Raw genomic sequence first — 26,016 nt, 5'->3', positions numbered from 1 at the left:
AACAAACAAAATACCTAAGTTCAGAAAGAATCGACAGCTTTCTAAACTTAGGTATTAATATAAAGCTATTCACTTAAACTAAAGTTTCATCGCAAAGTCCCGTTATATTTTTAAAGTATTGTAAGTTCTCATTCACTTCAAATTCATTAAATAAATGAAGCTGCCTCACTATTTCAACTGCAAATTCAACATATGCAGACCCTACCGCTGTAATAACCTTACCATCCACAGTTACATCTTTCTTTTGTTTATATTTCCATTCATGTAGATCTGCTAAGTGTTCTTCATCTGGAGTTAATGATGTTGAGAATTTCTTCTTATTAAGTACGCCTGCTGCATGTAGTAAAGATGTCCCTGCACAAATACCCGCTATCCATTTATTTCGCTTATGTAATTTGTTCACGATAGATAACAACTTTTCATTTTCTAAATGATCAAAAATATGTCCTCCTGGTACAATAAACACTTCGTAATCCACTACTTCAATATTCTCTATAGAGACATGTGGTTGACACAAAAATCCGCCTTCTCCTGTAACTGTTTTTCCGTCTACCGTTGCTGTTATTATTTCGAACTCCTTACTTGTCAAAAATAAACTCGCTATATTCACTTCAAATTCTGCAAAGCCATCAAATAAAAAGATTAAAGCTTTTTTCATATTATCGCCTCCCTCTATACCAATTCGAAAACAATCACATTTCTCCTCCAAAAAAGACAAACCCGCATCACAGGTTTGCCTTTTTACTCATTTCTTATTTAATCCTTTTTCATTTAAAAACTCTTTCATATGCATTCTTTTCTCTTTGGACATAAATGAACTCATTGATTCTGTCCATGTTACGTTTTTTTGATTTAACGATCTTTCTTTGTAATACGCACTCATCGTTTCATCGTATTCGTTTAATAATTCAGCATATTTCGTTTCATCATATCCATTTTCATGAAGAATGGCCGCTACCGGTAAACGTGGTTTAACTCCATGTTCTTCATCTGGCACACCGACTGTCATTCCAAACACAGGATATACTTTATCCGGTAAATGAAGCAATTCACTCACTTCTCTCGGGTTATTACGAATTCCACCAATATAACAAATACCGTATCCTAATGATTCAGCTGCAAGTGCTAAGTTTTGTGCAAAAAGTGAAGCATCTACCGTCGCAACGATAAAGTCTTCCACTCCTTCATGTTTTATCTCTGTACCATGTTTTTCACACGCCATTTCAAGTCGTTTTAAGTCTGCACAACAAACAAAGAATGCTGCGCAGTCTTTCACATGACGATTCCCGGATAATTCAGCTAGTTTACTCTTTAGTTCCTGATCTGTTACATATATAACAGAATACGCCTGTACAAAATGTGAGGAAGCCGCATGTTGTGCAGCTTGCACCATTCTTTCTACTACCTCTTTTGAAATTGGTTCTTCTTTATATTTACGAACTGAAACGTGTTGCTCCATTTTATGTATCATCTCACTCATAAAAATCACTCCTTTTTTCTCTTCATAATGAAAAATTAACACATCTTTTTCAATATTCACAACTTATAAGCATAAAAAGAGCAATTCTTTTTGAATTGCTCTTTTTTTACAGTATCTTTTATTATGGTAAATGAAATTATATTAGCGACAATTTCAATATATTAACCTATCGCTAAATAACTTCGGATTAATATGCTGTTATACAATTCTTGTTACGCTGCTTTCAAAACTTTAATTCCTTTAACGATATTCCAAATGAAATAATAAATCCCTACTAAAATAAACACTGCATACGTTATAACCATCCCAATTCCAACGCTCTCAGACTGATTGAAACTTAAACCGTATACCCCTGATAATGCTAATCCTCCAAATAAAATTGCGTATGGAAAAACATGTGACCAAAATGCTTTTTTTGCATGATGTTTTACTTCGTCTTCCGCAACGAAGTAAACGATAATTGGCAGTAAAAACGGTGCAAAAAAGATACTAAAGTAACATAGCGAAGATAAAATATTATTCCCTTTCATCCGATTCACCTCTAAAGTTTTTTGTTACCTTCATTATGTCAGGAAACCACTTTAGAAACTATCGCTTTACCTTTCATTAAGATGACAGTTTTGTAAGATTTTCCTCAAAATAAATCCCGCCTCGAATTTCGGGCGGGATTACTTTTACTATATTCGATTCATAAACCAATATTGCGTAATCGCTAAATATTCTCGAACGTTCGATTGAATAATAATTGGTTTCGGTGTTTTCGCCGGAAGACCTTCTAATATCAATCCTTGTTTTTCTGCAATCTTTTTCGCTCGGAACATATGAAAATCGTTCGTTACAATCATCCCTTTTTTCAGATGTTCAGGGATAAGAGGTTTTGAAAATTTAATATTCTCATCTGTGCTCGTCGAACGGTCTTCCATTATAATGCGGTCTTCTGCAATATTTTGTTTCATTAATCCTTGTTTCATCGCTAATGCTTCTGTAATATCTTCACCTTTTCCTTGGCCTCCAGATACGATAGCAATTGTTTTCTCATGTGATTTTAAATACTCAGCTGCTTTATCAATACGATATTGCAATGAATAAGAAGGTTTTATTCCATTTACTTTCGATCCTAGTACAATTATATAATCCGCATCGTAGGTGGCATTCATATGCCCATGCTTATAGATGTTATATTGTAAAAACCCCGCATACACGGCGAAGATCATTATAACAACTAAAATGTACTTAATTATTTTCTTCTTTCTCATATCCATATACTCCTATTCCCTTTACTTCCTTCATCATAATATCCATTTATTTGTTTGTATACAGCCAAATTCCAATTCACCCTAATTCATCCTATAAAAGGTAATATTTATACTACTTTCGGGAATAGTAAGTACAACTTCGCACGAAGGAGTGTCCCTATTGCTTCTCTTTTTATTTAATGTATCGTTCTTTTTCATCTTATTTTTACTATCACTTAAGCTACTTGGTAAATCTGCATTGGCACAACTAACTCCTCATGATTTTGGGGCTATTATCTTTTTATCTTATTTAGCTTTTCAAGCCATACCAGTCGCTGGTGCTTTACAAGCATTTCTCGGTATGGTTGTTATTACATGTTTGCATTTACTACTTACAAAATTAAGCTTACTCAACAAACTAAATCGTTTTATTCTCGGACACCCCATTATTTTAATTAAACATGGTGATATTATTTTTGAGAATTTACAAAAAAGTAGATATCCAATACCCGAATTGCTTTCTAACCTTCGCGTCGCCGGATATCCAAGTGTTCATGAAATTGAATATGCAATTTTAGAATCCAATGGATCTATAAGTATTTTGCCAAAGAGAGAACTCGTACCATTGACTCCAAAAGATATGAATATAGATGTTAAGTATGCAGGGTTACCAATTGCTCTTATCGTTGATTCACAAATTCAATACGATAACTTAAAGTTAATCCATAAAAACGAAAAGTGGTTACATGCAGAGTTAAAGGAGAAAGGCGTTACAAATATTAAAAACGTGGCTTTTGCGTCTGTTCAAGAAACGGATGGGTCTTTTGCGATTAGTTTAAAAGAATGAAAAAAATCCCCTTACTTGCTCAAGGGGATTTTCTTCACTATATTGCTTCTTTCTTTCCTGCCATATTTAACGGAACAGGATGTTTCATACGATTCATCGTAAATACGATAATTGCTGTCAATACTTCCGCAACTGGCATAACGAGCCAAATTCCGTTTATTCCAAATATCTTTGGCATAATCCATAACAACGGAATAATAAATAGTAACCCTCGGCTCATTATAATAAGTACCGATTTTTTCGTTTGTCGCACTGATTGGAAGTACTCTCCATACACAATGTTGTAGCCTAAAAATACGTATTGGATAAAGAACAAGCTAATACCTGTTAACGTTAACTCCAATAGATCTGGCGATTGGACATCAAATAGACCAATGATATATTTCCCGAAGAATAATCCGACAATTATCGCAATGCCTCCGAGTACAACCGCAATTTTCACAGCAAACTGTAATCCTTCACGCAATCTTTCTGATAAATTTGCACCGTAATGGAAACTTGCGATTGGTTGTAATGCTGCTCCAACACCGAAGAATAATAGTAATGTCATCGCATGAATGCTATTCACCATCGCATAGGAAGCGACTCCTACTTCTCCTGCATATTGAACGAATGCGATGTTAAAACCAATCGTTACGATTGCTACTGTACTTTCTGCTGTAAAACTCGGGAAACCAATCACCATAATTTGTTTAATCGTATCCCATTCAAAATGGAATTTCGTCCATTTTAAAATACTACTTTTTCTAAAGAAGTGAGATAATAATACGAGGAAACCAATCGCTGCTGAAAGAATAGTCGCTGAAGCAGCACCTGTTACGCCCCATCCAAAGATGAAAATAAAGATATAATCAAATACTATATTTAATACAGCCGTGACAACAAGACCCGCCATTGCTAAATTAGGATTTCCGTCATTTCGTATAAATGTACTTAAAATATTTTCTAACACGTATATCATTCCAAATGTTAATAACACGTGTAAATAGTCTAACGCATACGGTAAAATCACTTCATTTGCACCGAATAAGTATGCTAAATCTTCTATTCTCCATACGCAAATAGCCGCTAAAACGCCTACGATAATAACTGCTACTGTCATAGATTGCGTAAAAATAGACCTTGCTCTTTCAAGTTTATTTTCGCCTAGTGCAATCGAATATAATGTTGCTCCACCCATTCCAATCCATAATGAAATGGAGAAGAAAATCGAAAATGCTGGAATAGCCACGTTTACTCCTGCTAAACCGTTCGCTCCAACTCCCCTACTAATCATGACCGCATCAATCACAATATTAACTGACATTAATACCATTCCGAGAACTGCTGGTATTAAATATGAAATAAATAAACTTTTTATCGGTTTTTCTCTTAATATTTCTGTTGCTTCCATACTAATATGCTCCTTTTTTCAACGCTCTGTTCACAGTTTAAACCTTCAAGTAACTTGAAGGTCAAGAGAGAATTGAAAAATATATAAGCCTATTTTTTATTTGTCTTTTTAATAACAGGTATTTGAATTTCCGTTACTTGCTCCTCCGGATTTTCTGTTACGGACCAATCAATTAATGCAAGTTCCAGTGCATCTCCGCACACTTCATATCCTTCGTTATCAATGTGCCTTAATAATTCCATATACGTTGTGTCTGTTTCTTCATATGGTCCATGGTGATAAGAACAAGCAAATATCCCTTCTTTTATTTCATCTGAAGTATGTACTTGAAAAGGCATGTAATCTAAAAGAATAAACACACTGTTATATGCTTGAAACTCATTTTGCATTAATGCTTTTTTTGAGACTGTTACACCGATATCTCCTGAAAATAAACTATTATCGATTTGCTTCATATTTTTTTGCAATGAATGGATATAATACTCAAACATATCATCCGTTGTATTAGGCGCAACTGCAATTGCTGTAATTTTTCGTTTCGGTATCTTTTTATAAATAATTTGATTCGCTTCAGATTTCGTCGCTTTCTTCATTAAATGGATTTTATGCTCCATTTTTGCCAAAGCATACTCAATTTCTCTTTGCTTCTTTAACATCATTTCTTGTTGCTTTTCAAGTAAATTAAGCGCATAAGATGGATTCCGCTCATCAATATATTTCTTAATTTCCTTTAACGGAATATTTAACTGTCGTAAAAATTTAATCGTATCTAACAGTGAAAACTGATCAATTGTGTAATAACGATAATTCGTTTGCGGATCGACAATAGACGGATGAAAAATTCCTTTTTCATCATAATACCTTAATGTAGATTCCGCGATATTATGCATTTTTGCCATTTCTCCAATTGTAAAGCGTTTATTTATTAACATATTCCATTCTCCAATTCATTAAAAATGTATCCTTATTTCTTCTTATTATATATTGATTCCCTCCATACCTAAATCGAATCCCATCATGAAAATCTGCTATTTTTTCATTGATTTTTTATTAATTTTATTATATATTGATTACAGGTTCAAATTACGAGTTCAAAAGAACTTGTAATCAGACCCTTTGTTTAATGGGTTTTACATATTTTCATTAGGCAAATTCCGAGAAATCGTTTAATAAAAATACAAAGTGATAAGGAGAGGATCAAATGGAATTCGAATTTTTCTTTCAAATTGCACTTATTTTATTAAGTACAAAGCTTGCTGGTGACCTTAGTGTTAGATTAGGTCAACCTTCTGTACTCGGTAAATTAATTGTCGGTATCGTTATCGGTCCAGCTGTATTAGGTTGGATTGAAAACTCAGAACTTCTAACACAATTAAGTAATGTTGGTGTTATTCTTTTAATGTTTATGGCTGGACTTGAAACAGACTTAGAAGAATTAAATGCAAATCGTAACTCTTCTTTAGCAGTTGCACTCGGAGGTATCATTCTTCCATTCGTAGGTGGTTATGTTTCCGGTCTTGTTATGGGAATGGAACAAGGGAACGCTGTATTTTTAGGATTACTTCTATGTGCGACAAGTGTTAGTATTTCCGTTCAAACACTTCGCGATTTAGGTAAGATGAAAACACGTGAAAGTACAACGATGCTTGGAGCAGCTGTATTTGATGACATTCTTGTCGTTATTTTATTAGCATTCGCAATGAGCTTCTTAGGTACAGACGATGTTAACTTAACAATGGTTATCTTGAAGAAAGTTGTATTCTTCGCCTCTATTATTTTAATCGGATGGAAAGGTGTTCCAGCGATTATGCGTTGGTTATCACCACTACGCGTATCTGAGTCTATCGTGAGCGCGGCTCTTATTATCTGTTTCTCATTCGCATATTTCGGCGAATTATTAGGAATTGCTGGTATTATCGGTGCTTTCGCAGCTGGTATCGCAATTTCTCAAACGAACTACAAACATGAAGTAGAAAAGAAAGTAGAACCAATCGCTTACGCAATGTTCGTACCAGTATTCTTCGTAAGTATCGGTATGAATATTACATTTGATGGTATTGGTAATCAAATTTGGTTCATCTTAGCATTAACAGTTATCGCTGTATTAACGAAACTAATCGGTTGTGGATTTGGTGCACGCATGACTGGATTTGATGCAAAGTCTTCTGCAATTATCGGTGCTGGTATGGTCTCTCGTGGTGAGGTTGCACTTATCATCGCAGGTACAGGACTTTCTTCTGGACTATTAGCACAAGATTACTTTACAGCTATCGTTATTGTCGTTATTTTAACTACAATGATTACACCACCAATGTTAAAATACACTTTTGGTGCAAAAGATAAAGCAATGAAAGCAAGTAAATAAGTTTAATATAATAAAAGGAGATTGCTATTTTATAAGATAGCAATCTCCTTTTTCATTTTCTCTTTAAACAATTTCATTCTTTTTTAACCATTTTTCAAAAATGAAGCGAGCTTCTTCATCATCGATATCATCACGAAATGAATATACTTTAATTCCATAATCATCGATATATTCACCTAGCTTCATTTCCTCCACTTTCTTATAAAAATCGTCTGCCTCATAGTGCGGAATATAAGCATCCCAAACTGGTTCTTTTATTCTTTTGTACGCCGTCACTTCTAAATCATATCCATCTTCATAATATCCGATGTGATAATGCTTGTTAGGATCATATTTCTCCATAAAAAAAACCCTCCTACTAAACAAAAGCGAGCTGTATTGCAGCTCGCTTCATTCGTTAAATGCGTTCCATCGCTGTCTTCAACGTTCCAACAACAAAAGCAATTTCTTCACTTGAAATTACAAGCGGTGGTGCTAACGTTAAGACGTTATTATATCCTGCTGTCGTCATGCCGTTTCGTCCTATAATTAACCCTTTTTCTTTACAAGCATTTACAACACTTGCAATTTTGTCGTTATCAATTGGCTCTTTCGTTTCTTTATCATTTACTAGTTCAATTCCAACTAGTAGACCTTTTCCTCTAATATTCCCAACAAGTGGATGTTCTCCAATTTCTTCTTTTAATTGCTCTAATAAAAGGGAGCCCATTTGTGCAGAGCGCTCAATTAAATTTTCATTTTCCATAATCTCTAAGTTTTTAAGCGCTAATGCACAAGCTGCTGGATTTCCACCAAACGTATTAATATGGCGGAAGAATTCATATTCTCCCTTCCCTTTAAATTCTTCATATATTTCTTTTTTCACAGCTGTTGCTGATAATGGTAAATATGCACTCGTAATCCCTTTTGCCATTGTAATAATATCTGGCTTCACATCATAATTCATAAATCCAAATGCTTTTCCTGTACGTCCGAAACCGCAAATCACTTCATCGCTAATGAGTAGTGCACCGTGTTTTTGACACGTTTCATGAACAGCTTTCATATAGTCTTGTGGCGGCATTAGAATACCTCCACCTGTAATAATTGGCTCCATAATAAATCCCGCTATCGTTTCACTTAATTCCCATGTCATCACACGATCTACTTCTTTCACACACTCTACATCATAAATATTTTGTGATTCCATTTCTGGCATACGGTAACAATCTGGAGGCGTTACGTGTAAAAAACCTGAAGCAAATGGCTCATATTGATATCTACGCTGTGCTTGGCCAGTTGCCGCCATCGTTGCCATTGTATTTCCATGATAACCACGATAGCGTGACATAAATTTATAACGATGTGGTTCACCCTTTTGAGCATAATATTGCCTTGCTATTTTAAAAGCCGTTTCATTCGCTTCTGATCCACTATTAGAGAAGAATATAACATACTCTCCACCAAGCCACTCATTTAACTTTTCAGCAAGCTTTATAGCTGGCTCATGTGATTGTGACATCGGAAAGTACGATAATGTTTGCAATTGCTTATAAGCTGCCTCTGCCAGCTCTTTTCTTCCGTATCCACTATTCACACACCAAAGACCACTCATACCATCTAAATATCTTTTTCCTTGTATATCTTCAACCCAGCACCCTTCTGCTTTTGCCCCTACCATTGTACTACTTGGACTAAAGGGACGCATTCCGTGCCAAACATATTGCTCATCTTTTGCTAATAATTCATCGGTTTGTTTTGTCTTCATCATTTCTTCCACCTTCCATAACAACTTATTTTTCACAAAGCTGCGCTGGTACCATGATGAGTTAAATTTCTCCCTGCTTATTTTCATTCCACAAAATTATGACAAATCCTACTTACAATACAGTAATATTTATAAGAAAATGACAAAAGAAAAAGAGCTTTTCTTATAATTCGAAAAGCTCCTCTATTTTAATGCGAAGATGCGTCGCTAATACCATGACCAGTATTAGATTTCACAAGAATTTCATCAAACTTCGCTGCATCTTCTTTCTTACTAGAGAAAACAGTTCCTAAATATGCTGCAAGAAATCCAAGCGGAATCGAAATAATTCCAGGTGTCGTATATGGGAATATCGCTTCCCCAACAAATATAGCTTTCCCTGCTACAGGATTCCATACATTAGGACTTAATGCTACAAGAACAATTGCTGATACAAGACCGACAATCATACCACAAATTGCTCCTGTTGTATTAAAACGCTTCCAATAAATTGTGAATAATATTACTGGTAAGTTTGCACTAGCAGCAACTGCAAATGCTAGTGATACTAAAAATGCTACGTTTAATGTTTGCGCAAATAAAGCGAGTATAATAGATACTATCGCTACTCCAATAGATGCATAACGAGCCATGGAAACTTGTTCTTTTTCCGTTGATTTTCCTTTGCGAATAATCTCGTTATAAAAATCATGAGCAAATGCGGAAGCTGCCGTTAATACAAGACCTGCTACTACAGCTAAAATTGTCGCAAAAGCAATCGCCGATACGAATGCGAATAAGAAATCTCCACCTAACGCTTTAGCTAATAAAGGTGCTGCCATATTACCGGCTGGATTTGCTTTAATAATTGCTTCATTTCCTACAAATGCAGCTGCACCAAATCCTAAGAAAATCGTCATAATATAAAATGCACCTATTAACCACGTAGCGTACACAACAGATTGACGTGCAGTTTTTGCATCACGTACTGTGAAAAAGCGGACAAGAATATGCGGTAATCCTGCCGTACCAAGAACTAGTCCTAAATTTAAAGAAAGTGTATCAAGACCATCTTTATACTTTACTCCTGGATTTAAAAATGATTCCTTCAGTGGAGTAGCTGTTTTCATTTGAGCGAACATTTCAGTCACACTGAAATTAAATTTGGAGAAAACGATAACAGAAATAATAAACGTCCCTGCCATAAGTAGTACAGCCTTTACAATTTGAACCCAACTCGTAGCTGTCATTCCTCCAAAAATAACATACACAGTCATAAGTGTGCCCACGATTAATACAGATGTCGTATATTCGATACCTAATAATAATTTAATAAGTGCACCCGCACCGACTAATTGGGCAATCATATAAAAAATCGAAATAGTCATCGTATTAAGCGCTGCAATACCGCGAACCTTTTTCGCATCAAAACGTGCCGCAATCATATCAGCGAGCGTATACTTCCCTAAATTTCTAAGCGGTTCTGCAACTAGATATAATACAACTAAGTAAGCAACTAAGAAGCCTATACTATAAAAGAAACCATCAAACCCAGTTAACGCTATTGCTCCAGCGATACCAAGAAATGACGCAGCAGACATATAATCCCCAGCAATGGCCAGACCATTTTGCCAACCAGTTAATCCCCCTCCAGCCGTATAAAACTCACTCGCATTTTTCGTTTTTTTCGATGCGAAATACGTGATAACGAGTGTACCAAGGACGATAATTAAAAATAGTGCAAACGCAGTAGTATTCAAATTCAGCCCCTCCCTTGTTGCATATTTTGTAGAATTTTTCGCGAGATTTTATCAAAGGATTCTGCCTTTTTGCTATAAATCATACATAATGCCCATGTCATTATAAATTGTGCAAAAGCAAATACCCACGCCCAAGTAACATCACCAAATACCGGTGTATTGAGCACCTTTGAATACGATGTTAAAATAGGTAGTGCAATAAAAAAACTTAAGAAGAAAATACTCATTGGAACGATAAACTTCTTTTTCGTATTTAACAGTAATTGAAATTCTTCTGACCGAACAACCTCTGTATAATTCACCTCATTTTGCAACTTACGTGCTGATGTATCATCTCGTTTCATTCTCTAGTCCCCTCTCTTACTTAAAATATAATTCCCCCTTGCATACCTAAAAACTAAATTTTATAAATATTCAGAAACTTATTTCCATTTTAGACAATCCATACATTCCTGCAAAGATTTTTCGATAGACATTTTTCGTCATTTTCTCTTAAATTTTTAATATACTTTTTCAAAATAAAGCGAAACCTCAATTATCCCTCCCTCATTAAGACAGAAGTAGTGCTTATCGCACTACTTCTGTCTTTGTCTCCTTTTCTAAATTACGAGCTGTTTCACTTAATTCAACGTCTTTTCCATCTTTAAGTGTTCCAAATATAAAATCGAATACTGGATTTGAAACTCCGAACCAAAACTTTTCGTTTTTATAATGGTGTAATATGTGCTGTTTTTTTAGCCATCTTCCAAACTTAGTGAAGGGACGAATCGGTTTATGTGCAATATAATGTTTCCATTCATAAACGAGGAGCATGATAATCATTCCTATTCCAAATGAAAGTGTAACAGTAACACTTTTTGTAATACCATACGATATAAGTAAATATATAGTAAAGCTAGGTATACTAAACCATACAGGCAAAAATAAAAGTTTCAAATCATCTGGATATACATGATGATCATAATGTAATCTTCTTAACATTTTTAATAAAAATGCGTTTTTAGGCGGCTTTAAATGGAATAAAAAACGATGCGTCATATATTCGTTAAAAGTATAAAAAGCAATCCCAAACACACACGCTAACATACCGATCCATGTGAAAAATTGCATTTTTAAAATAATGATGAAAATAAATAGAATACTATACATAATAACAATATCATGTTGTAAAAAGAACTCCTTTACCACTCTCTTCATCTTTCTTCCCCCTTTTCCCAAAAAACAGCCGTAACATATCGTTACGACCATTTCTTTTCTATTTTATTCTATTCACTTTACAAATTTGCCTGCTGCTCTATTGTCGAGAAAAAAGTGTTCGAACCAAATATATTTTGCTTCGGGATAATGTGTTCTACTGCAAACACCGTTACTTCACCCCTCTGTACTTCTCCAATAATAAGCCCAAATATTTCATGATTTACCGCAAACGTTGGTTGTTTCGTTTGCAGCAACCTTGCTGCATTTTTAAATACCGCTTCATATAATGGGTTCCTGTCAGTAATTTCTTTTCGGATTTTTGGTGCTAGTGTGATGATAATTTCTTTTCCGTCAATAGTGGTTCGATACATAAAAATCTCCCCTTCAATCTTATGTGAACAACTGTAAAGCTTTGTATGCAAAATGGATAGAATATCCTACTAAAATAATACCTGCTCCGGCTGTAATATAGCCAAGTGCTTTTGGTTTTAATAAAGTTCTTCCAAAATGTACAGAAAAAGCAATATTTAAGTTCCACAAAATAATACCAATAATAATGCAAAGACTGTACAAAAAAGCTTCTTGTTTCGTTACCTTTGTAAGCAATGAGCTAAGTGTACTTCCGTATATGCCAAACCAAAAAACGAGATTTAATGGGTTGGATATCGCAATTAAAAATCCCGCCATAAAGGATTGTTTAAGTCCACCTACCTCTTCTTTGTTATATTCCATATTCGAGTGGGAGATTCCTTGTTTTACACTTTGAAATCCTAAATAAAATAACAGGAAAAACCCAGTGCAGTACATAAAAGCTTGTACATATGTATACATAAAAACAGAAGATAAACCAAAATAAATAAGAAGCATAAACAAAATATCAGCAGTCATTCCTCCGATTCCAACAATCCACGCATGCCAAAATCCACGTTCAATTCCACGTTTTAACATTTCAATATTAATTGGACCTACCGGTGCAGCTAATGAAATACCCAATACTATTTGTTGTATAATTGCTCCAAACATCGCTCTATCCTTTCTACTTCTTTTACTATTAAATAATGATGCAAATATAGAAAATAGACTAGCTTTCATAAAAATTATTCACTAATACAATACCCTTTTTTATCCAAAATATACAAAAGAGCCATCCAGTTGATGGCTCTTATTTCTCTATCCTATGATGAAAAGGACATTTACCTTTAATCGGTTCTATATCATCTCCAATAAAATATTGCTTCCATTCACGATGGTCAGGATCGCCATAGTGACTAATGTTAGGATGCTTCGGCAGCTGATCCCACTTTTCAACTCGCTCACGAACCATTTGTCTCGAATATGAGCCTTTAGGACGATCTCCTTCTAAGCCCTCGAAAATAGTTCGTGGTTGGAATCCAATAACGAGAGAATTTCCTAAATGCCTAGTCTTTCGCTGTTTATAAGCCGGTGCATTTCCAAACGCAAATATCGGTTCACCACCAAATGAAAATTCCCATAAATAATGATCTGGATCTTCAGGAATTTGCTTCGGCCATGTTTGATCATCGTTTTCATGTAAATATTGTAGTACTTTCCAAAAATAATCTCGATAATATTCGATTGATTTCTCTTCACATTCCGGTTCTACAAAAAGAAAAAAACCTCTTCTTACAATTGGCCGTTCTTTCATTAACTCCAAAAAAGATAACATTGTATTGGGTAAATGTCCCCAATCATTATGAGAGAGAAATGAATAACGAAGTTCATTCTTTTTCAAAGCTGTTAAACCGAAATAACACGGAAAAGTTGCTTCTAGCACGACATTCGAAAAATCATGAAATTCTTTTGCAACCCAATTCGGTATGTCGACTCTATTTTTCATTCCTTCATTATCTAATAAATAAGACTCATTCATTCTTTCACCTCATTATGTACAGCTTTCATTTAAGAATATTACATACGCGGCTTGTCCTATACCTTATTAAAAATTTGAGCAGAAAGTTATTTAAAAATACAAAAAATAAAACCGCTTACTTGACTAAATTCTACCAATTCGTGTATATTTAAATTAATCATTTAGCAGAATATTCGAGAATATAGCATTTTTAAATTATATTTTCTTTTTAATGAATTTCACTAAATGAAAAAAAGTAATCGTTTTTTAGGAGGAATTGTAACATGCAAGGAAAAGTAAAATGGTTTAACAATGAAAAAGGTTTTGGATTTATCGAAATGGACGGCTCTGATGATGTATTCGTACATTTCTCTGCTATTCAAGGCGACGGCTACAAAGCTTTAGAGGAAGGTCAAGAAGTATCTTTCGACATTACTGAAGGAAACCGTGGACCTCAAGCTGCTAACGTAGTAAAACTTTAATCCAACATATGACAGGAGGTTACCTTACTTGGTAACCTCCTTTGTTATTCTTTTGTATATTTCCGTTTTACAGAGCGAAAACTATGTGAAATGTGCAAAATACAAAGGAGGCAATAACAATGAGTTCACATGTAAATGATTTTGAAGAAGTAAAATTCCGTGTAGAAACAGCACAAAAAATGGTAGGTTCTGCAACAATTTCAATGGATCCGGACACATTAGAGCATGCCACTACTGCAGTAGAAGCGGCTCGTTCTCAACTAGAAATTATGAAATCCGTTGCGACGGATTTAGACGAACCGTTTCTAATGAATGAAGAAAAAAAATTAAGTAAATGTGAGCATCAATTACACGAAGCGAAGCACTAAAAAACATCCAGAGAAAATTCTCTGGATGTTTTTTCATGACAATTGCTCTCCATACTTTTTTAATTTCTCTCCAACCGTACATTGCCGTATACAAAAAGAATGGGCATAGTATTTACTATGATTTTTCCGATTATGATTCTGTAAGAAACATCCTTCACAATACGTCTCTAATAAGTCATTTACCTCTGTAATGAGTTGCTTTTTATTCACCTTTGCACCTCTCTATTCGGTTATTTCTTTATGACTGTCAATCGCCGTCCCTTCTAATGCTTGCGTTGCTAATTGATGCGCCTCTTTATTTTGTTTTCTAGATATCGGTTCACAAACAAGCTTTAATTTCATTTTCTTTGCTTTTTGTTCAATTTGATCTAAGTAATGATTTAAATGTTCATCATAGCAAGGCCATTCACCAGCTAATTGCTGCAGTACAACTTGAGAATCCCCCCGAAGTGTAACTGGTTCATATTTAATTCCTAATTCCTCGAGTATATTCATCCCGTATAATAGTGATGCATACTCCGCTTCGTTATTGTCATATATGCCTTCTATGTATGCATTGCGACGAATTCGATAATTTGTATTTCCTTTTTTATAGTATACACATATACCAACCCCAGCTTCTTTCGTCTGTACATCATAACCACCATCAAAATAAACTTGAATTTCTTGAGGCTCTTCCTCCACTTGCTTACTCAGTTTTTTCATTTCTTTTAATGACCATTCCGCGTCCATTTCATCAAAAAATAATAGTTCTTTCGCTCTTCCTGTTTTCTCAAAATCCTCCGCAAATTGAAGTACTTCTTCTATGTTCATGTACTCTGTTGTTAATTCCGTTTGTAAACCACGCTTTGTTTTATACAACCAATGAATTTTATATTTCATACTAGATTCCCCTTATATAAGACTTCTTATATTTATTTTATTATATTTTATCAAGAGTCACAGTATTATATTCAATATAATCACATACAAAAAGAGCCACCCTATATAAGGAACGGCTCTTTCACCTATTACATAAATCTTTCAAATTGTACTCGCTTATTAATCCAGTACATTACAGGCATACCAATCGCCATTACAACAAATTCACCAACTGCACACGTTAGCCATGTTAATAAAAATGGCAGATCAAATGCAAGATGAAGTTCGATTGCTATCATAAACATTGTGACTGTAAAGATCACCGTATTAAAAATCATGCGAGCCCAAACACCTTTAATAAAGCGCATAGAAATAATAGTTGCAAGTAGTGCAAGAATCGATTGTCCTACTCCAAACACTAAATCGTAAGCGATCATAGGTGAGAAAAAGAGATTCGTTAAAAATACACCTAATACAATCCCGTAAATTGCTTTCTTATTGAATACAACGAGATGATTAAACATCTCTGAAATACGAAACTGTACATTCGTAAAGCCAAATGGCTGAATAAGCATAGAAACAGCAATATATAATGCCGCTAAAATACCATTACCGACTAATGTTCTTATATTCATGACAAAATCTCCTTAGTTTTTTTACGTGGGATGGTTTCGAACCACGTTATTCGTTTTTAAGCAACAAGAGTATATTTTACGCAATAGGCACTCTTTCGTCAATAGATTCCTATCATTTACTACCTTTTTTCTTTTGGACAACGTATAATAAAACATATGAAAGATTTAGGAGGTTTCACTTCATGACAGCAACAATTCAAAATGAAAAAGTGATCGTTTCCATTTCTGACAAAGGTGCAGAATTACAAAGCGTTCGCTTAAAAGAAGATAACACTGAATACTTATGGCAAGGCGATTCTACTTATTGGGGGCGCCGCGCACCAATTTTATTCCCAATTGTCGGCCGATTAGTAGATAATACATACTACGTAGATGGTAAACCATATTCTTTAACACAACACGGCTTTGCTCGTGATCTTACATTCTCTGTAAAAGAACAAAGTGAAACGAATATCACTTATATTGTTACTAGTAATGAAGAAACATTAAAAAAATACCCATACGAATTCGAATTACTCGTTTCTTATGAGCTAGACGGACAAATCGTTCATGTAACATATGGAGTAAATAATCCTACTTCAAAAGAGATGTTCTTCTCAATCGGAGCACACCCTGGTTTCAACTTCCCCTTATTAGAGGGCGAATCATTTACAGATTATCATTTATCATTTAATGGTTCTGAACGATTAGAAACAAGCGTATTAGAAGGACCTTACCTTTCAAGTAAAAAGCAATTAATCGCTGAAAATACGAATGAATTACCACTTACATACGATTTATTCAAAAATGATGCGCTTATTTTTGAAAATATGAATACGAATGAAATCTCTATTCGTTCTCATAAACATAATAAATTTGTAAAAGTAGAATTTGACGGCTTCCCATTTGTCGGCGTATGGACACCAGGCGAGAACGCACCTTTCTTATGTATTGAACCTTGGTACGGGATTGCTGATGAAATAAATCCAGCAAAAGATTTCAAGGAAAAAAAAGGAATTCAATCTTTACAAGCGAATGAAACATTTACATGTCGTTATAGTCTTACAATCGGCTAAGTACTCTATCCCCTACTTCAAGGAAACATATAAGTAGGGGATAATCTTATAATTTGGAGGTTTCTCATTTTGATTGAAGTATATATTGATGGTGCATCAAAAGGAAATCCTGGTCCTTCTGGTGCAGGAGTGTTTATTAAAGGGGTTCAACCAGCTGTACAATTATCATTTCCCCTTGGGACAATGTCCAATCATGAAGCAGAATACCACGCTTTACTTGCAGCATTAAAATATTGCACGGAGCATAATTATAACATTGTCTCTTTTCGTACAGATTCGCAACTTGTCGAGCGAGCTGTTGAAAAAGAATACGCAAAAAATAAAATGTTTGCACCACTATTAGAGGAAGCACTGCAGTACATAAAAAGTTTCGATCTCTTTTTTATTAAGTGGATTCCAAGTAGTCAAAATAAAGTCGCTGATGAATTAGCTAGAAAAGCTATCTTACAAAATTAACGGGGGTATGAGTGTGAAAAAAGATTGGATTGCTCCTCTTGCTTTATTATTTGTCTCTTTTATTTGGGGAGCTACGTTTGTTGTCGTTCAAAATGCTATGTCTTTCGTTGGTCCGTTTACTTTTAATGGTATTCGCTTTTTATTCGCCGGAGTTATTTTATTATTCGTTCAAATGATTTTCTCAAAAAAATCTTCAAAACAAGATATAAAACAGAGTAGTCTCGCTGGATTAATCGTTGGCTTCTTTTTATGTGTTGGCTATGTATTACAAACATTCGGCTTACTTTATACAACTTCTTCAAAAGCTGGTTTCTTAACAGGGCTTAGTATCGTTATGGTACCAATTTTGTCTTTTATCTTTTTAAAACAAAAAGCTACCATTTTTATCGTACTCGGTATTGCTGTAGCAACAGCAGGTTTATACTTATTAACGGCTGGTGATTCTTTTCAATTAAACATTGGAGATATACTCGTTCTTGGTTGTGCAGTTGCTTTCGCTGCCCATATTCTTGTTAACGGCTTCTTTTCTAAGAAAATATCACCTTTATTGTTAAGCACGTCACAAGTATTAGCTGTTGGTATGTTTTCTTCTATTTGCGCCTTTTTGTTTGAAGATTGGGAAAAATTATTTTCAGTGTCACTATGGACGAATCAGTCCTTTTTATTCGCTCTCTTTCTAACTTCCCTGTTTGCGACATCAATTGCTTTTTTCATTCAAACATCTGCACAAAAACACACTTCTCCAACGAGAGTAGCAATTATTTTCGCAATGGAGCCCGTTTTTGCTGCATTAACAGGCGTTCTAGTTGCAAACGAACAACTTTCTATTTCTGCCATTATCGGGTGTCTATGTATATTCCTAGGTATGGTTTTTGTTGAACTTCCTTCAAAGACAAAAAAAGAAGCGCGGGCTGCGTGAAGTTACGCTTGTAACTTCCGCATAAAAGCCTTAGCGCTTTTTTTATCTGTAATTTCTTCTTCTTTCAATCGTTCTAATAACGCAACAAAATAACTCCCATCAAACTGTAATTGATGTTTAATCGTCGCTTCTATTGCTGCGTTTACAATTCCATCAGATGCACCCGTATATCCCTGTCCGAACATAATAAACCCTTGTGCTTCCTCTGATAATTTAAATCCTTTCGTATGTAAGAATGAAAGATAATCTTCTACTGTTTGCATGATATTCCCACCTACTCAAAAATTCTCCACTTCTTATCATACATGTTTTTACACGCTATGAGAATGAAATTTATTTGACAACTTTGTAAATCTATCGTCTACTTCGTAGACAATAGAGGATTTCCTTACAATATAAAAGAATATGTAAAATGGAATTTATTTTATATTAAAGGGGATAGCGAATGAAACAAGCACTATTAATTATCGATGCTCAGCAAGAATTAATTGATGGAAATGAACAAGAAAATGAAGTTTTTCGTAAAACCGTGCTATTATCTACACTAAATACAGCCGTACAAAAAGCAATAGATTCAAATGCCCTTATTGTTTTCGTAAGAGATATCGATGTTGCTTCTGGTAGTGGTGTAGGATTTGAAGTACATAATCAAATTAAAGTACCTCAGTCTGCAATCCTTATTAATAAAGCAGCAACAAACTCATTCTATGGCACTTCTTTACTTGAACTTTTAAAAGAAGAAAAAATTAATCATATTGTTATAGGTGGATGTAAAACAGAACATTGCATTGACACCGCAGTTAGAACAGCTACTGTACAAGGATTTGACGTTACATTAATTAAAAATGGTCATTCCACAACTGATTCTGACGTATTGTCTGCAGAGCAAATTATTGGTCATCATAATAAAACTTTACATGGGCATTATAACGTCGATCATTTTTCTATGGTGAGGGATATCGAGGAAGACCTCTTTCAACCTACTCATGACCAATATCGTGATTAAATTACCTAAAAAAGAATCCTTACGTGAAAAGGATTCTTTTTTCATCCAAAAATTTGTGCCGCAATACTATATAGCTCATTATTCCTTTTTAATAATTCATCGCTATTTTTCATCATAATTGGTGGTGTATTAGCCTTTTTAAAACCAGTAATCTCTAATTCTTTCATGAAATCTTTCTTTCCTTCTGGTACATCAATTCTTAATTTTCCAATATGTCCTTTTGCTAAAGAATGAACAATTCCCATTGCCATTGTGTCATTTTTAGCAACGATTGGTCCTATTATTTTATTTTCTGGTGTTTGTATACTTAGACCATAACCTATAATTTTTTTCTTTCTATCTTTAATAACTACACATTGTTCACTCTGTGTAATTCTATACCTTAAAAATTCTTTACGATTTGCTCCAAATGCACCTTCATCTATTTGTACTATATCTTCAAAATCTTGCTCTTCATAGTTAATGATATACTCTTCATTTGTTTCATATTTATGAAATTCATTATACACATTACATATGTATTTAGAAACATAACTCACCGCTCTGAATCCTAGCTTTTCATATAAAGGCTTTCCTTCATCCGTAGCAATTAGCATAATTGGAGTATGAGTTGATACGCTCTTAACGCATGAATCTATTATCGTTTTTCCGAGCCCTCTTCCTTTATAATCTGGATGTACAATCACCATTCCGATAGACGCTAATGCCCCTTCATATAATATAATTGCTGCACTAGCAATTACTTCTCCCTTTCCATTCCGCATGCCATATACGATACCTGAACTTAAAATGGTGTCGATTTCTTCTAAACTATAATCCCAGCCTATCCTTTCCGATAGACTAATAAGACATGATATATTATTTTCTCCAAGCTTCTCCACTACATTCACACAATAGCTCTCCCTTCTTTGTCCCTTCTCACTACACTATAACACCCCTTCACTTTGTGAAGGGGTGTTATAAATCAATCTTCATTCAATTATTAGAACAACTATATGCTACATGTCGTTTCTCAATTCGTTCTTCTATCTCTTTCATATTCTCTTTATTACTTAATAATGATTGTTTATTTTCAGTTAATAATTGTTTAAAGGATTTTCTCACTTTTTTTCGCATGTTTATTTTCCTCCTTGGGGGATGGTTTATATAAAAGATAAGAAATTATCTGTGTGTTCTTATAATAATTGATTGTTGTGAAATCTATTTGAACTTCATATGAATATCGAGTTTATTTTCTGACAACTTTGTGAACAAAAAAAGAAAGGTAGATCAAAAATGTATTTGATCTACCTTTCCATACCTTTTAAAGCATATTAATTAATATTTCAGGTCTTCCCCAGTTCATTTCGTTGCAAACGAATCGTAGTTTTTCTTCATCCATTGTGTGCACCCCTTCTTCTAACGAGCATGAAATTGGAACTTCACAATGAATTTGCGCTAATTGTAAAGAGATATTTAAGTTCTCTAAATCACTTTCAATTTTTGTACGCTGTGCTTTCGTTAATGATGCTATATTTTCTAGTACTGCCGATACTGTACCATGTTCTTGAATAAGCTTATACGCTGTTTTTTCACCAATACCTTTTACACCTGGATAATTATCACTTGTATCTCCCATGAATGCTTTTGCATGGACAATTTGCCAAGGTTCTACACCTTTCTCTTCCATGATTTTCTCCGGTGTATAATACTCATAATTTCCAATTCCTTTACGAAGAAGCATAACTGTAACGTTCTTTTCAACAAGTTGCAGTAGATCTGTATCTCCAGTTAAAATATAAACTTCCGCTTCGTTACAATATTGTTTTGCAAGTGTACCGATACAATCATCAGCTTCATAACCTTTCATACCGATGACTGGAATAGATAATTTCGCAGTCATTTCTTGCACTAAATCAAATTGTGGAATTAATTCTTCCGGCGGTGCTGCACGATTTGCTTTATAATTCGAGAACGATTCTGTTCTAAATGTCGTACTTCCCATATCCCAGCACGTTACAATGTGTGTTGGCTCAATTGCTTGTGTTGCCGTTAATAAATGTTTCATATAACCATGAATCCCATTCGTTGGGGTACCATCTTGTCTCTTCATAAATTGTCCGTAGACACTTGTTGCGTAAAAAGCACGAAATAATAGTGCCATACCATCAACTAATAATACTTTTTTCATAATACCTCTCCTACTAACAAAAAATAATAACCTCACGTTATCACGTAAGGTTATATATAGATTACCATTCTACGTTTTTGTTCAACTTTGTCTATTATACATTGTTTTTTTATATTTAGCATCATTAACAAATTAAGACGTTCTACCACAACAAGTATGAAGTATTCCTGAATACGTATTTTTACCTGTCGAAACAACTACAGCTTTTGCAGTTCCCCCAACAATATACGTACCTTTGAAACATACATTTTCAAGTTCAAGTGGATTATAGTCTTTCATCCGTTTTAATGGAATAAATCGTTTACGTTCTAGATGATAGCAGCTTTCAAATTTCTCAATACTAGCATCGTTTCCTGTCAGCATAGATTCATTCACTAATAAATCATTTGCATAAATAATACGTACATCTGCTGGTACTGTATCGCCCTCTGAAAGAAAAATCATATCCCCAGGTACAAGCTCTTGTACTGGTAGCTTCATCATTTTCAATTCATTGTTTAGCCCTGTTAGGCTAGATGCTTCTACTCTAGAAACAGTAACTGTTTCACATTGTAATTCATCACGTGCATTTTGTTTTGAAAGACCTGGAATCATTTCACTTAGCTTTATCATCACTTCCGCAATACGCGCTCTTTTTGAAATTAATTCATTTCGGCCGTATACTTGAATTCGTTTTTGTGCTTCTTTCACAGATAGTCCGTCTCTTGTTGTTTTAAAATACGCAAATACAGATTTTACATCTCTCGTTGCAATTTCAATTAATAAATCTTTATTTTTTTGGAGCATTATTTGTTCTTTTATTGATTTTTTACTTAGTTTATATGACGTGTTACCCACAGTTTTGTTTGCATATAACATATTATCGTCTCCTCCTTTATACCATAGGAAGAAACGCTTTGTTTCTCAATTTATCCACTTTAGCGTGAAAGTGTCTAGCGCTGGAATACTCAAATAAACGCTACATTATGATAAATATAAAGGGAGGAACAAGTCGTTTCCTGCCTACATCATATATTTTTGATTTGAAGCATATGGGTAACGGAACCGAGTCAGAATTTGACATGCTCCTCACCTCCTCATTTATTTTTTAGTTATAATCTATACTATGAAATTAGTCATAGCTTTGTAACAAAAAAGACCTTTACTCATAAGAGAGCAAAGGTCATTGCATACACAAATAAACGATTCCTAATATAATTAGAAATCTACGGACCTCTCCCTCACCGAGTTTTAGCACTGTATAGCATAGGTTCATTACCAGCTACGTTAAGAAAAACCTTAATTCGATCATTCCTGTTGACCCATTGGCGTCTCTCGACATTTTTGGGCAGTAGCATTTCTCTATACAGGAGCCTCACCTAACAGAGACTTATTTTCATTACATAGAAAATGTTACTCTTATTTAAAATAGATGTCAACACTTTGTATGGAAACTTTTCCTTATTACAACAACTACCTCTTGTAGAGTACACTAATACGCATTCGACTACATAAAGTGAAACTTTAATCAGTGGGAGTTTTGTTCATCCCCCACTGATTATTAGCCCTCTCCAATCGAGCTTTTACGGGCAGTTAATCTCCCAACTAACTTCTTTGCTCCAGCTGAATTTTGAAGTAGAAGTTTTACTGCCCACAAATAGCGGGATAAATTATTTGAACATATATTGCAAAAAATTAGCACATAAAAAATAAAATCCTTACGTTAAAACGTAAGGGTTTTAATATGTTACACAACCAGCAATTACAACTCCGATTGAAAGTGATAAAAACATAAGGAATAGACCGACTGCTTGATTATCTTCTTCGAGGCTTTCATTAATGTTAAAACGTGGTGTAAGCCATTCTGCTAAATAAAATACAACAATCTGTGCTAATATCCCAACTGCTCCCCACGAAACCATATCCAAAAGTGAAATAGAATTAGCAGCTGTTGAATATAAAACGATAGCTAGCCCAAGTACTCTTCCTCCAAGTACATAGCTTACCGCTTTGTTTCCTTGAGCCATTAACTTGAACTCTTTCACTTTCGTTGTTACTTCCATAAGAAAAAGGCCGATAGATAACAGTGCAAGTGATACTCCTAAATATAGTAAAAAATTAATCATTTATTTTCCCCCTTCTTAATACCTACCGGTAAATAATAAGATTCATTCCCTGTAATTTTTCCTCCAGCACGTATACCGATACCGCTCGCTTTTCCAGCAATTAAAAACGCCCCAAATACATATGAGAGCTCTTCAATCCCTTTTTCAGTTTCCAGAACAACTACTGGAAGCTCTGTATATTCTTGAAATATCGGTAGTGACGTTTTATATGTTTCATGCACATTTCGAATTATAATACTTGCGTCTTTATCACGAATCGTAATCGTATCCCCTTCCCTACCAAACGAAGGTTTTTGAACGAAAGAATTCTTTTCCAAAAATAAATCCGGCTCTAAATATGTAGGTAACATGTATTCTTTAATCCACTGTTGTTCCTCACTTGTGTAAAAAGCACCTTCTTCTGCTAGTCCCCAAATAAGACATTGAATTGATTTAGGTTGAAGTAAAAAAGCTGATATAGGATTTATAATAAAAAGCTTTCCTTCTTTCACAAGTTGCAAAAGTTCCACTCCTACCAAATCCCCTGTTTCCGGATCTTGATCTTCAATCAAATCTTCAATCGGATATGTTTGACGATACAAAACATCGATTCGTACACCATCTCCATCTACTAAAGCATCATCAGTAATTCTAAGCTCCGACATTGGCATCACTTTATTTTCAACTCGACATAACTGACTCAAATACATAGTCGTATTCCAATCTTCTATATGTTCATGATGAGAGGTAAAAACGACATTTGGAGTCTCTATCCCTTTTGTTGCTTCCATTACAGCCTTTGTAATACCAGAAGACAGTAAACGCTCGTCATTTACATTTGGGTTATCATAGCCTAGTTCTTCACAAACTTTCCCATTCATTTGAAAGCATTCTACAATAAAAGTTGGTGTATCACTATTAAACTCAAGCATTTTAATACAATTATCATCTGTTAAGGCAAAATCAAATCGTGAAATAACAGATTCAGGATACAGTCCTTTCAACCTAATAAAAGGCAAGCTTGTAGGTGGAAAACCAAATTCTAGCAGCTGCTCGTCAGATAAACTCCGAAGAATTCTAGCAGTCTTAAAAAATATTTCCCCCATTCGTTCAGTCGCTACTTGCAACTGTTTCATAGTTTGCTCTGTTATTGGAAAAACATGAAACAAACTATACTCACTTTCATATAAATCCGACCAGAAATTTGGATAATTCGAATAAAATTCTTTTCGTCTCTTTATGTATTGCGACATATTTTAGCCTCCAAATCCACCCTTTGAACCGCTTCCAATTCCACCTTTAAATTCTGACGAAGATTGATAAGATTTAAACTCTGATGAATTTTTGAAAGTGGATTTATTTTGATAGTATTTACCACCATAAAAGTAATGTCCTCTATAACCAGAACTACTATCTTCACACTGCCATACACCCAGTTCATCATCCCAATCCCAATCAGAACAACTATTATCATTCGGCTTTGGGGGAATATCTTGCGCGCAGCCAAATAAAGTGCCTGTCATTAGAGACGTTAAGACACCGCCTACTAACCATTTTGTTTTTGTCACCTTTGCACTCCCCTTTATAAATTATATTTCTATTATATAAGAAGCCATGATAAAGTAGAAGAAAAAGGAAGAAGAGGGATAAAATGCGATTAGAATATCGACTCCATGATGAAACTAAGCTATATCCTGCTTTATGGAACTACACAAACATTTCTATCTCTGAAATCGTCGCACGAATGACTTGTGAATATTTTATAAAAGATAGCAATACGTATATTGTTACTGCCACTTCAGTAGATCCAGACGGAGCAGCAGTTATATATGTTCAAAAAGAAGCGTTTTCCAATGACCCTTCAGATCCTACATACTCCCACATAGGTTTTGAAATTAGAGAGCTAAAGGAAACGAATTCTATTATAATAGAAAGTAAAGATGTGTGGAATTACGAGGAAATCTTACCGTCCCTCCATTCAGATATTATATATATTCAACGGGATGGAATGCATTTAGAATTCACCCTAGATTCAAGAGAAATTGATGAAGACCGCAAGTGCTATATTTATTATGGGAATTTCACCGGTGAATCGAGATAATATGAA

General features: G+C 34.5%; 34 protein-coding genes and 2 riboswitches. Of the genes, 9 read left to right on the top strand and 25 right to left on the bottom strand.

From position 1 onward, the window contains the following. Positions 1-73 precede the first annotated feature (73 nt). The 4 genes from LUS72_RS08115 to LUS72_RS08100 form a co-directional block, all read right to left on the bottom strand. A complete protein-coding gene (locus tag LUS72_RS08115) occupies positions 74-658 on the bottom strand; it encodes a DJ-1/PfpI family protein (RefSeq protein WP_097831664.1) in 585 nt (194 codons plus the stop codon). Positions 659-745: 87 nt separating this feature from the next. Next, positions 746-1,480 carry an oxygen-insensitive NADPH nitroreductase gene (gene nfsA / locus LUS72_RS08110; protein ID WP_097831665.1) on the bottom strand — a complete coding sequence of 245 codons (735 nt, stop codon included), beginning with the start codon at positions 1,478-1,480 and terminating at the stop codon, positions 746-748. Between the two features lie 212 nt (positions 1,481-1,692). Continuing rightward, positions 1,693-2,010: a magnetosome magnetite crystal formation protein family gene (locus LUS72_RS08105; protein WP_078181280.1), complete on the bottom strand. Its 318-nt coding sequence runs from the start codon at positions 2,008-2,010 to the stop codon at positions 1,693-1,695. A gap of 147 nt (positions 2,011-2,157) precedes the next feature. After that, positions 2,158-2,736, bottom strand: coding sequence for a YdcF family protein (locus LUS72_RS08100; RefSeq protein WP_097831666.1), 579 nt, complete (start codon positions 2,734-2,736; stop codon positions 2,158-2,160). Between the two features lie 160 nt (positions 2,737-2,896). Between LUS72_RS08100 and LUS72_RS08095 the strand changes: the two genes are divergently transcribed. Then, entirely contained in the window at positions 2,897-3,562 is a 666-nt protein-coding gene (locus LUS72_RS08095) for a DUF421 domain-containing protein (RefSeq protein ID WP_071770104.1), read from the top strand. Between the two features lie 37 nt (positions 3,563-3,599). Here LUS72_RS08095 and LUS72_RS08090 read toward each other — a convergent pair whose 3' ends face one another. Both LUS72_RS08090 and LUS72_RS08085 read right to left on the bottom strand, forming a co-directional pair. Continuing rightward, positions 3,600-4,955, bottom strand: a complete 1,356-nt coding sequence (locus tag LUS72_RS08090) for an MATE family efflux transporter (protein WP_264448772.1) — start codon at positions 4,953-4,955, stop codon at positions 3,600-3,602. A gap of 89 nt (positions 4,956-5,044) precedes the next feature. Then, positions 5,045-5,887 (bottom strand): MerR family transcriptional regulator, encoded by an 843-nt coding sequence (locus LUS72_RS08085; protein ID WP_097831668.1) that lies wholly within the window; start codon positions 5,885-5,887, stop codon positions 5,045-5,047. 269 nt (positions 5,888-6,156) lie between these two features. Between LUS72_RS08085 and LUS72_RS08080 the strand changes: the two genes are divergently transcribed. Beyond that, positions 6,157-7,320, top strand: coding sequence for a cation:proton antiporter (locus LUS72_RS08080; RefSeq protein ID WP_000393901.1), 1,164 nt, complete (start codon positions 6,157-6,159; stop codon positions 7,318-7,320). Positions 7,321-7,383: 63 nt separating this feature from the next. Here LUS72_RS08080 and LUS72_RS08075 read toward each other — a convergent pair whose 3' ends face one another. The 8 genes from LUS72_RS08075 to LUS72_RS08040 all read right to left on the bottom strand — a co-directional run bounded on the left by LUS72_RS08075 (position 7,384) and on the right by LUS72_RS08040 (position 13,894). After that, positions 7,384-7,662: a DUF3986 family protein gene (locus tag LUS72_RS08075; RefSeq protein WP_097831669.1), complete on the bottom strand. Its 279-nt coding sequence runs from the start codon at positions 7,660-7,662 to the stop codon at positions 7,384-7,386. 55 nt (positions 7,663-7,717) lie between these two features. Beyond that, entirely contained in the window at positions 7,718-9,067 is a 1,350-nt protein-coding gene (locus LUS72_RS08070; RefSeq protein ID WP_141533346.1) for an aspartate aminotransferase family protein, read from the bottom strand. A gap of 188 nt (positions 9,068-9,255) precedes the next feature. Beyond that, on the bottom strand, positions 9,256-10,806 hold the full coding sequence (locus LUS72_RS08065; RefSeq protein WP_097831671.1) for a solute symporter family protein: 1,551 nt from the start codon (positions 10,804-10,806) through the stop codon (positions 9,256-9,258). 2 nt (positions 10,807-10,808) lie between these two features. Then, on the bottom strand, positions 10,809-11,150 hold the full coding sequence (locus LUS72_RS08060; RefSeq protein WP_097831672.1) for a DUF485 domain-containing protein: 342 nt from the start codon (positions 11,148-11,150) through the stop codon (positions 10,809-10,811). 223 nt (positions 11,151-11,373) lie between these two features. After that, a complete protein-coding gene (locus LUS72_RS08055) occupies positions 11,374-12,003 on the bottom strand; it encodes a sterol desaturase family protein (protein WP_070141582.1) in 630 nt (209 codons plus the stop codon). 77 nt (positions 12,004-12,080) lie between these two features. After that, positions 12,081-12,374, bottom strand: coding sequence for a cytoplasmic protein (locus LUS72_RS08050; RefSeq protein WP_097831673.1), 294 nt, complete (start codon positions 12,372-12,374; stop codon positions 12,081-12,083). Between the two features lie 19 nt (positions 12,375-12,393). Next, positions 12,394-13,026: a LysE family transporter gene (locus LUS72_RS08045; RefSeq protein ID WP_000466555.1), complete on the bottom strand. Its 633-nt coding sequence runs from the start codon at positions 13,024-13,026 to the stop codon at positions 12,394-12,396. A gap of 139 nt (positions 13,027-13,165) precedes the next feature. Beyond that, positions 13,166-13,894 (bottom strand): YqcI/YcgG family protein, encoded by a 729-nt coding sequence (locus LUS72_RS08040; RefSeq protein WP_097831674.1) that lies wholly within the window; start codon positions 13,892-13,894, stop codon positions 13,166-13,168. 263 nt (positions 13,895-14,157) lie between these two features. On the opposite strand from LUS72_RS08040, the gene cspB reads away from it, so the two are divergent. Next, positions 14,158-14,355: a cold shock-like protein CspB gene (cspB, locus tag LUS72_RS08035; protein ID WP_001161729.1), complete on the top strand. Its 198-nt coding sequence runs from the start codon at positions 14,158-14,160 to the stop codon at positions 14,353-14,355. A gap of 119 nt (positions 14,356-14,474) precedes the next feature. After that, complete coding sequence (locus LUS72_RS08030) at positions 14,475-14,723, top strand: DUF2564 family protein (protein ID WP_048373299.1); 249 nt, start codon at positions 14,475-14,477, stop codon at positions 14,721-14,723. 33 nt (positions 14,724-14,756) lie between these two features. Here the strand turns inward: LUS72_RS08030 and LUS72_RS08025 are convergent, their stop codons facing one another. The 3 genes from LUS72_RS08025 to LUS72_RS08015 form a co-directional block, all read right to left on the bottom strand. After that, positions 14,757-14,933, bottom strand: a complete 177-nt coding sequence (locus LUS72_RS08025) for a zinc-finger domain-containing protein (protein WP_033711748.1) — start codon at positions 14,931-14,933, stop codon at positions 14,757-14,759. A gap of 12 nt (positions 14,934-14,945) precedes the next feature. Continuing rightward, positions 14,946-15,605 (bottom strand): ribonuclease H family protein, encoded by a 660-nt coding sequence (locus LUS72_RS08020; RefSeq protein ID WP_097831675.1) that lies wholly within the window; start codon positions 15,603-15,605, stop codon positions 14,946-14,948. Between the two features lie 128 nt (positions 15,606-15,733). Beyond that, a complete protein-coding gene (locus tag LUS72_RS08015; protein ID WP_002171225.1) occupies positions 15,734-16,219 on the bottom strand; it encodes a QueT transporter family protein in 486 nt (161 codons plus the stop codon). 6 nt (positions 16,220-16,225) lie between these two features. Next, positions 16,226-16,270: riboswitch (PreQ1 riboswitch) on the bottom strand. 131 nt (positions 16,271-16,401) lie between these two features. Between LUS72_RS08015 and LUS72_RS08010 the strand changes: the two genes are divergently transcribed. The 3 genes from LUS72_RS08010 (at position 16,402) to LUS72_RS08000 (ending at position 18,649) form a co-directional block, all read left to right on the top strand. Then, positions 16,402-17,274: an aldose 1-epimerase family protein gene (locus tag LUS72_RS08010; protein ID WP_097831676.1), complete on the top strand. Its 873-nt coding sequence runs from the start codon at positions 16,402-16,404 to the stop codon at positions 17,272-17,274. Positions 17,275-17,343: 69 nt separating this feature from the next. After that, on the top strand, positions 17,344-17,730 hold the full coding sequence (locus LUS72_RS08005; protein ID WP_000573869.1) for a reverse transcriptase-like protein: 387 nt from the start codon (positions 17,344-17,346) through the stop codon (positions 17,728-17,730). A 13-nt stretch (positions 17,731-17,743) separates the two neighbouring features. Beyond that, entirely contained in the window at positions 17,744-18,649 is a 906-nt protein-coding gene (locus tag LUS72_RS08000; RefSeq protein WP_141533345.1) for a DMT family transporter, read from the top strand. Between the two features lie 2 nt (positions 18,650-18,651). On the opposite strand, the gene LUS72_RS07995 is transcribed toward LUS72_RS08000, so the two are convergent. After that, on the bottom strand, positions 18,652-18,912 hold the full coding sequence (locus tag LUS72_RS07995) for a DUF6123 family protein (protein WP_001195212.1): 261 nt from the start codon (positions 18,910-18,912) through the stop codon (positions 18,652-18,654). A 182-nt stretch (positions 18,913-19,094) separates the two neighbouring features. Here LUS72_RS07995 and LUS72_RS07990 point away from each other — a divergent pair, with 182 nt between their 5' ends. Next, positions 19,095-19,655 carry an isochorismatase family protein gene (locus tag LUS72_RS07990; protein ID WP_097831678.1) on the top strand — a complete coding sequence of 187 codons (561 nt, stop codon included), beginning with the start codon at positions 19,095-19,097 and terminating at the stop codon, positions 19,653-19,655. Between the two features lie 41 nt (positions 19,656-19,696). On the opposite strand, the gene LUS72_RS07985 is transcribed toward LUS72_RS07990, so the two are convergent. From LUS72_RS07985 to LUS72_RS07955, 7 genes are all read right to left on the bottom strand, one after another. Beyond that, a complete protein-coding gene (locus tag LUS72_RS07985) occupies positions 19,697-20,545 on the bottom strand; it encodes a GNAT family N-acetyltransferase (protein WP_097831679.1) in 849 nt (282 codons plus the stop codon). 85 nt (positions 20,546-20,630) lie between these two features. Beyond that, complete coding sequence (locus tag LUS72_RS07980; RefSeq protein WP_097831680.1) at positions 20,631-20,771, bottom strand: FbpB family small basic protein; 141 nt, start codon at positions 20,769-20,771, stop codon at positions 20,631-20,633. 187 nt (positions 20,772-20,958) lie between these two features. After that, complete coding sequence (locus LUS72_RS07975) at positions 20,959-21,825, bottom strand: 5'-3' exonuclease (RefSeq protein ID WP_097831681.1); 867 nt, start codon at positions 21,823-21,825, stop codon at positions 20,959-20,961. A gap of 132 nt (positions 21,826-21,957) precedes the next feature. After that, positions 21,958-22,683, bottom strand: a complete 726-nt coding sequence (locus tag LUS72_RS07970) for a P-type ATPase actuator domain-containing protein (RefSeq protein WP_071770119.1) — start codon at positions 22,681-22,683, stop codon at positions 21,958-21,960. Positions 22,684-23,034: 351 nt separating this feature from the next. After that, positions 23,035-23,198, bottom strand: a riboswitch (M-box (ykoK) riboswitch). A 345-nt stretch (positions 23,199-23,543) separates the two neighbouring features. Beyond that, positions 23,544-23,930 (bottom strand): DUF350 domain-containing protein, encoded by a 387-nt coding sequence (locus tag LUS72_RS07965; protein ID WP_097831682.1) that lies wholly within the window; start codon positions 23,928-23,930, stop codon positions 23,544-23,546. Then, complete coding sequence (locus LUS72_RS07960; RefSeq protein ID WP_097831683.1) at positions 23,927-25,162, bottom strand: glutathionylspermidine synthase family protein; 1,236 nt, start codon at positions 25,160-25,162, stop codon at positions 23,927-23,929. The genes LUS72_RS07965 and LUS72_RS07960 overlap by 4 nt, the downstream gene beginning before the upstream one ends. A 3-nt stretch (positions 25,163-25,165) precedes the next feature. Beyond that, positions 25,166-25,477 carry a hypothetical protein gene (locus LUS72_RS07955; RefSeq protein WP_097831684.1) on the bottom strand — a complete coding sequence of 104 codons (312 nt, stop codon included), beginning with the start codon at positions 25,475-25,477 and terminating at the stop codon, positions 25,166-25,168. Positions 25,478-25,560: 83 nt separating this feature from the next. On the opposite strand from LUS72_RS07955, the gene LUS72_RS07950 reads away from it, so the two are divergent. Then, on the top strand, positions 25,561-26,010 hold the full coding sequence (locus LUS72_RS07950) for a hypothetical protein (RefSeq protein WP_097831685.1): 450 nt from the start codon (positions 25,561-25,563) through the stop codon (positions 26,008-26,010). Positions 26,011-26,016: the final 6 nt, after the last annotated feature.

The organism is Bacillus cereus (genome assembly GCF_025917685.1).
In the GTDB taxonomy this organism is placed as follows: Bacteria; Bacillota; Bacilli; order Bacillales; family Bacillaceae_G; genus Bacillus_A; species Bacillus_A cereus_AT.
The sequence above is the reverse complement of the archived record's forward strand: the minus strand, read 5'-3'. Positions and strand labels throughout refer to the sequence as shown.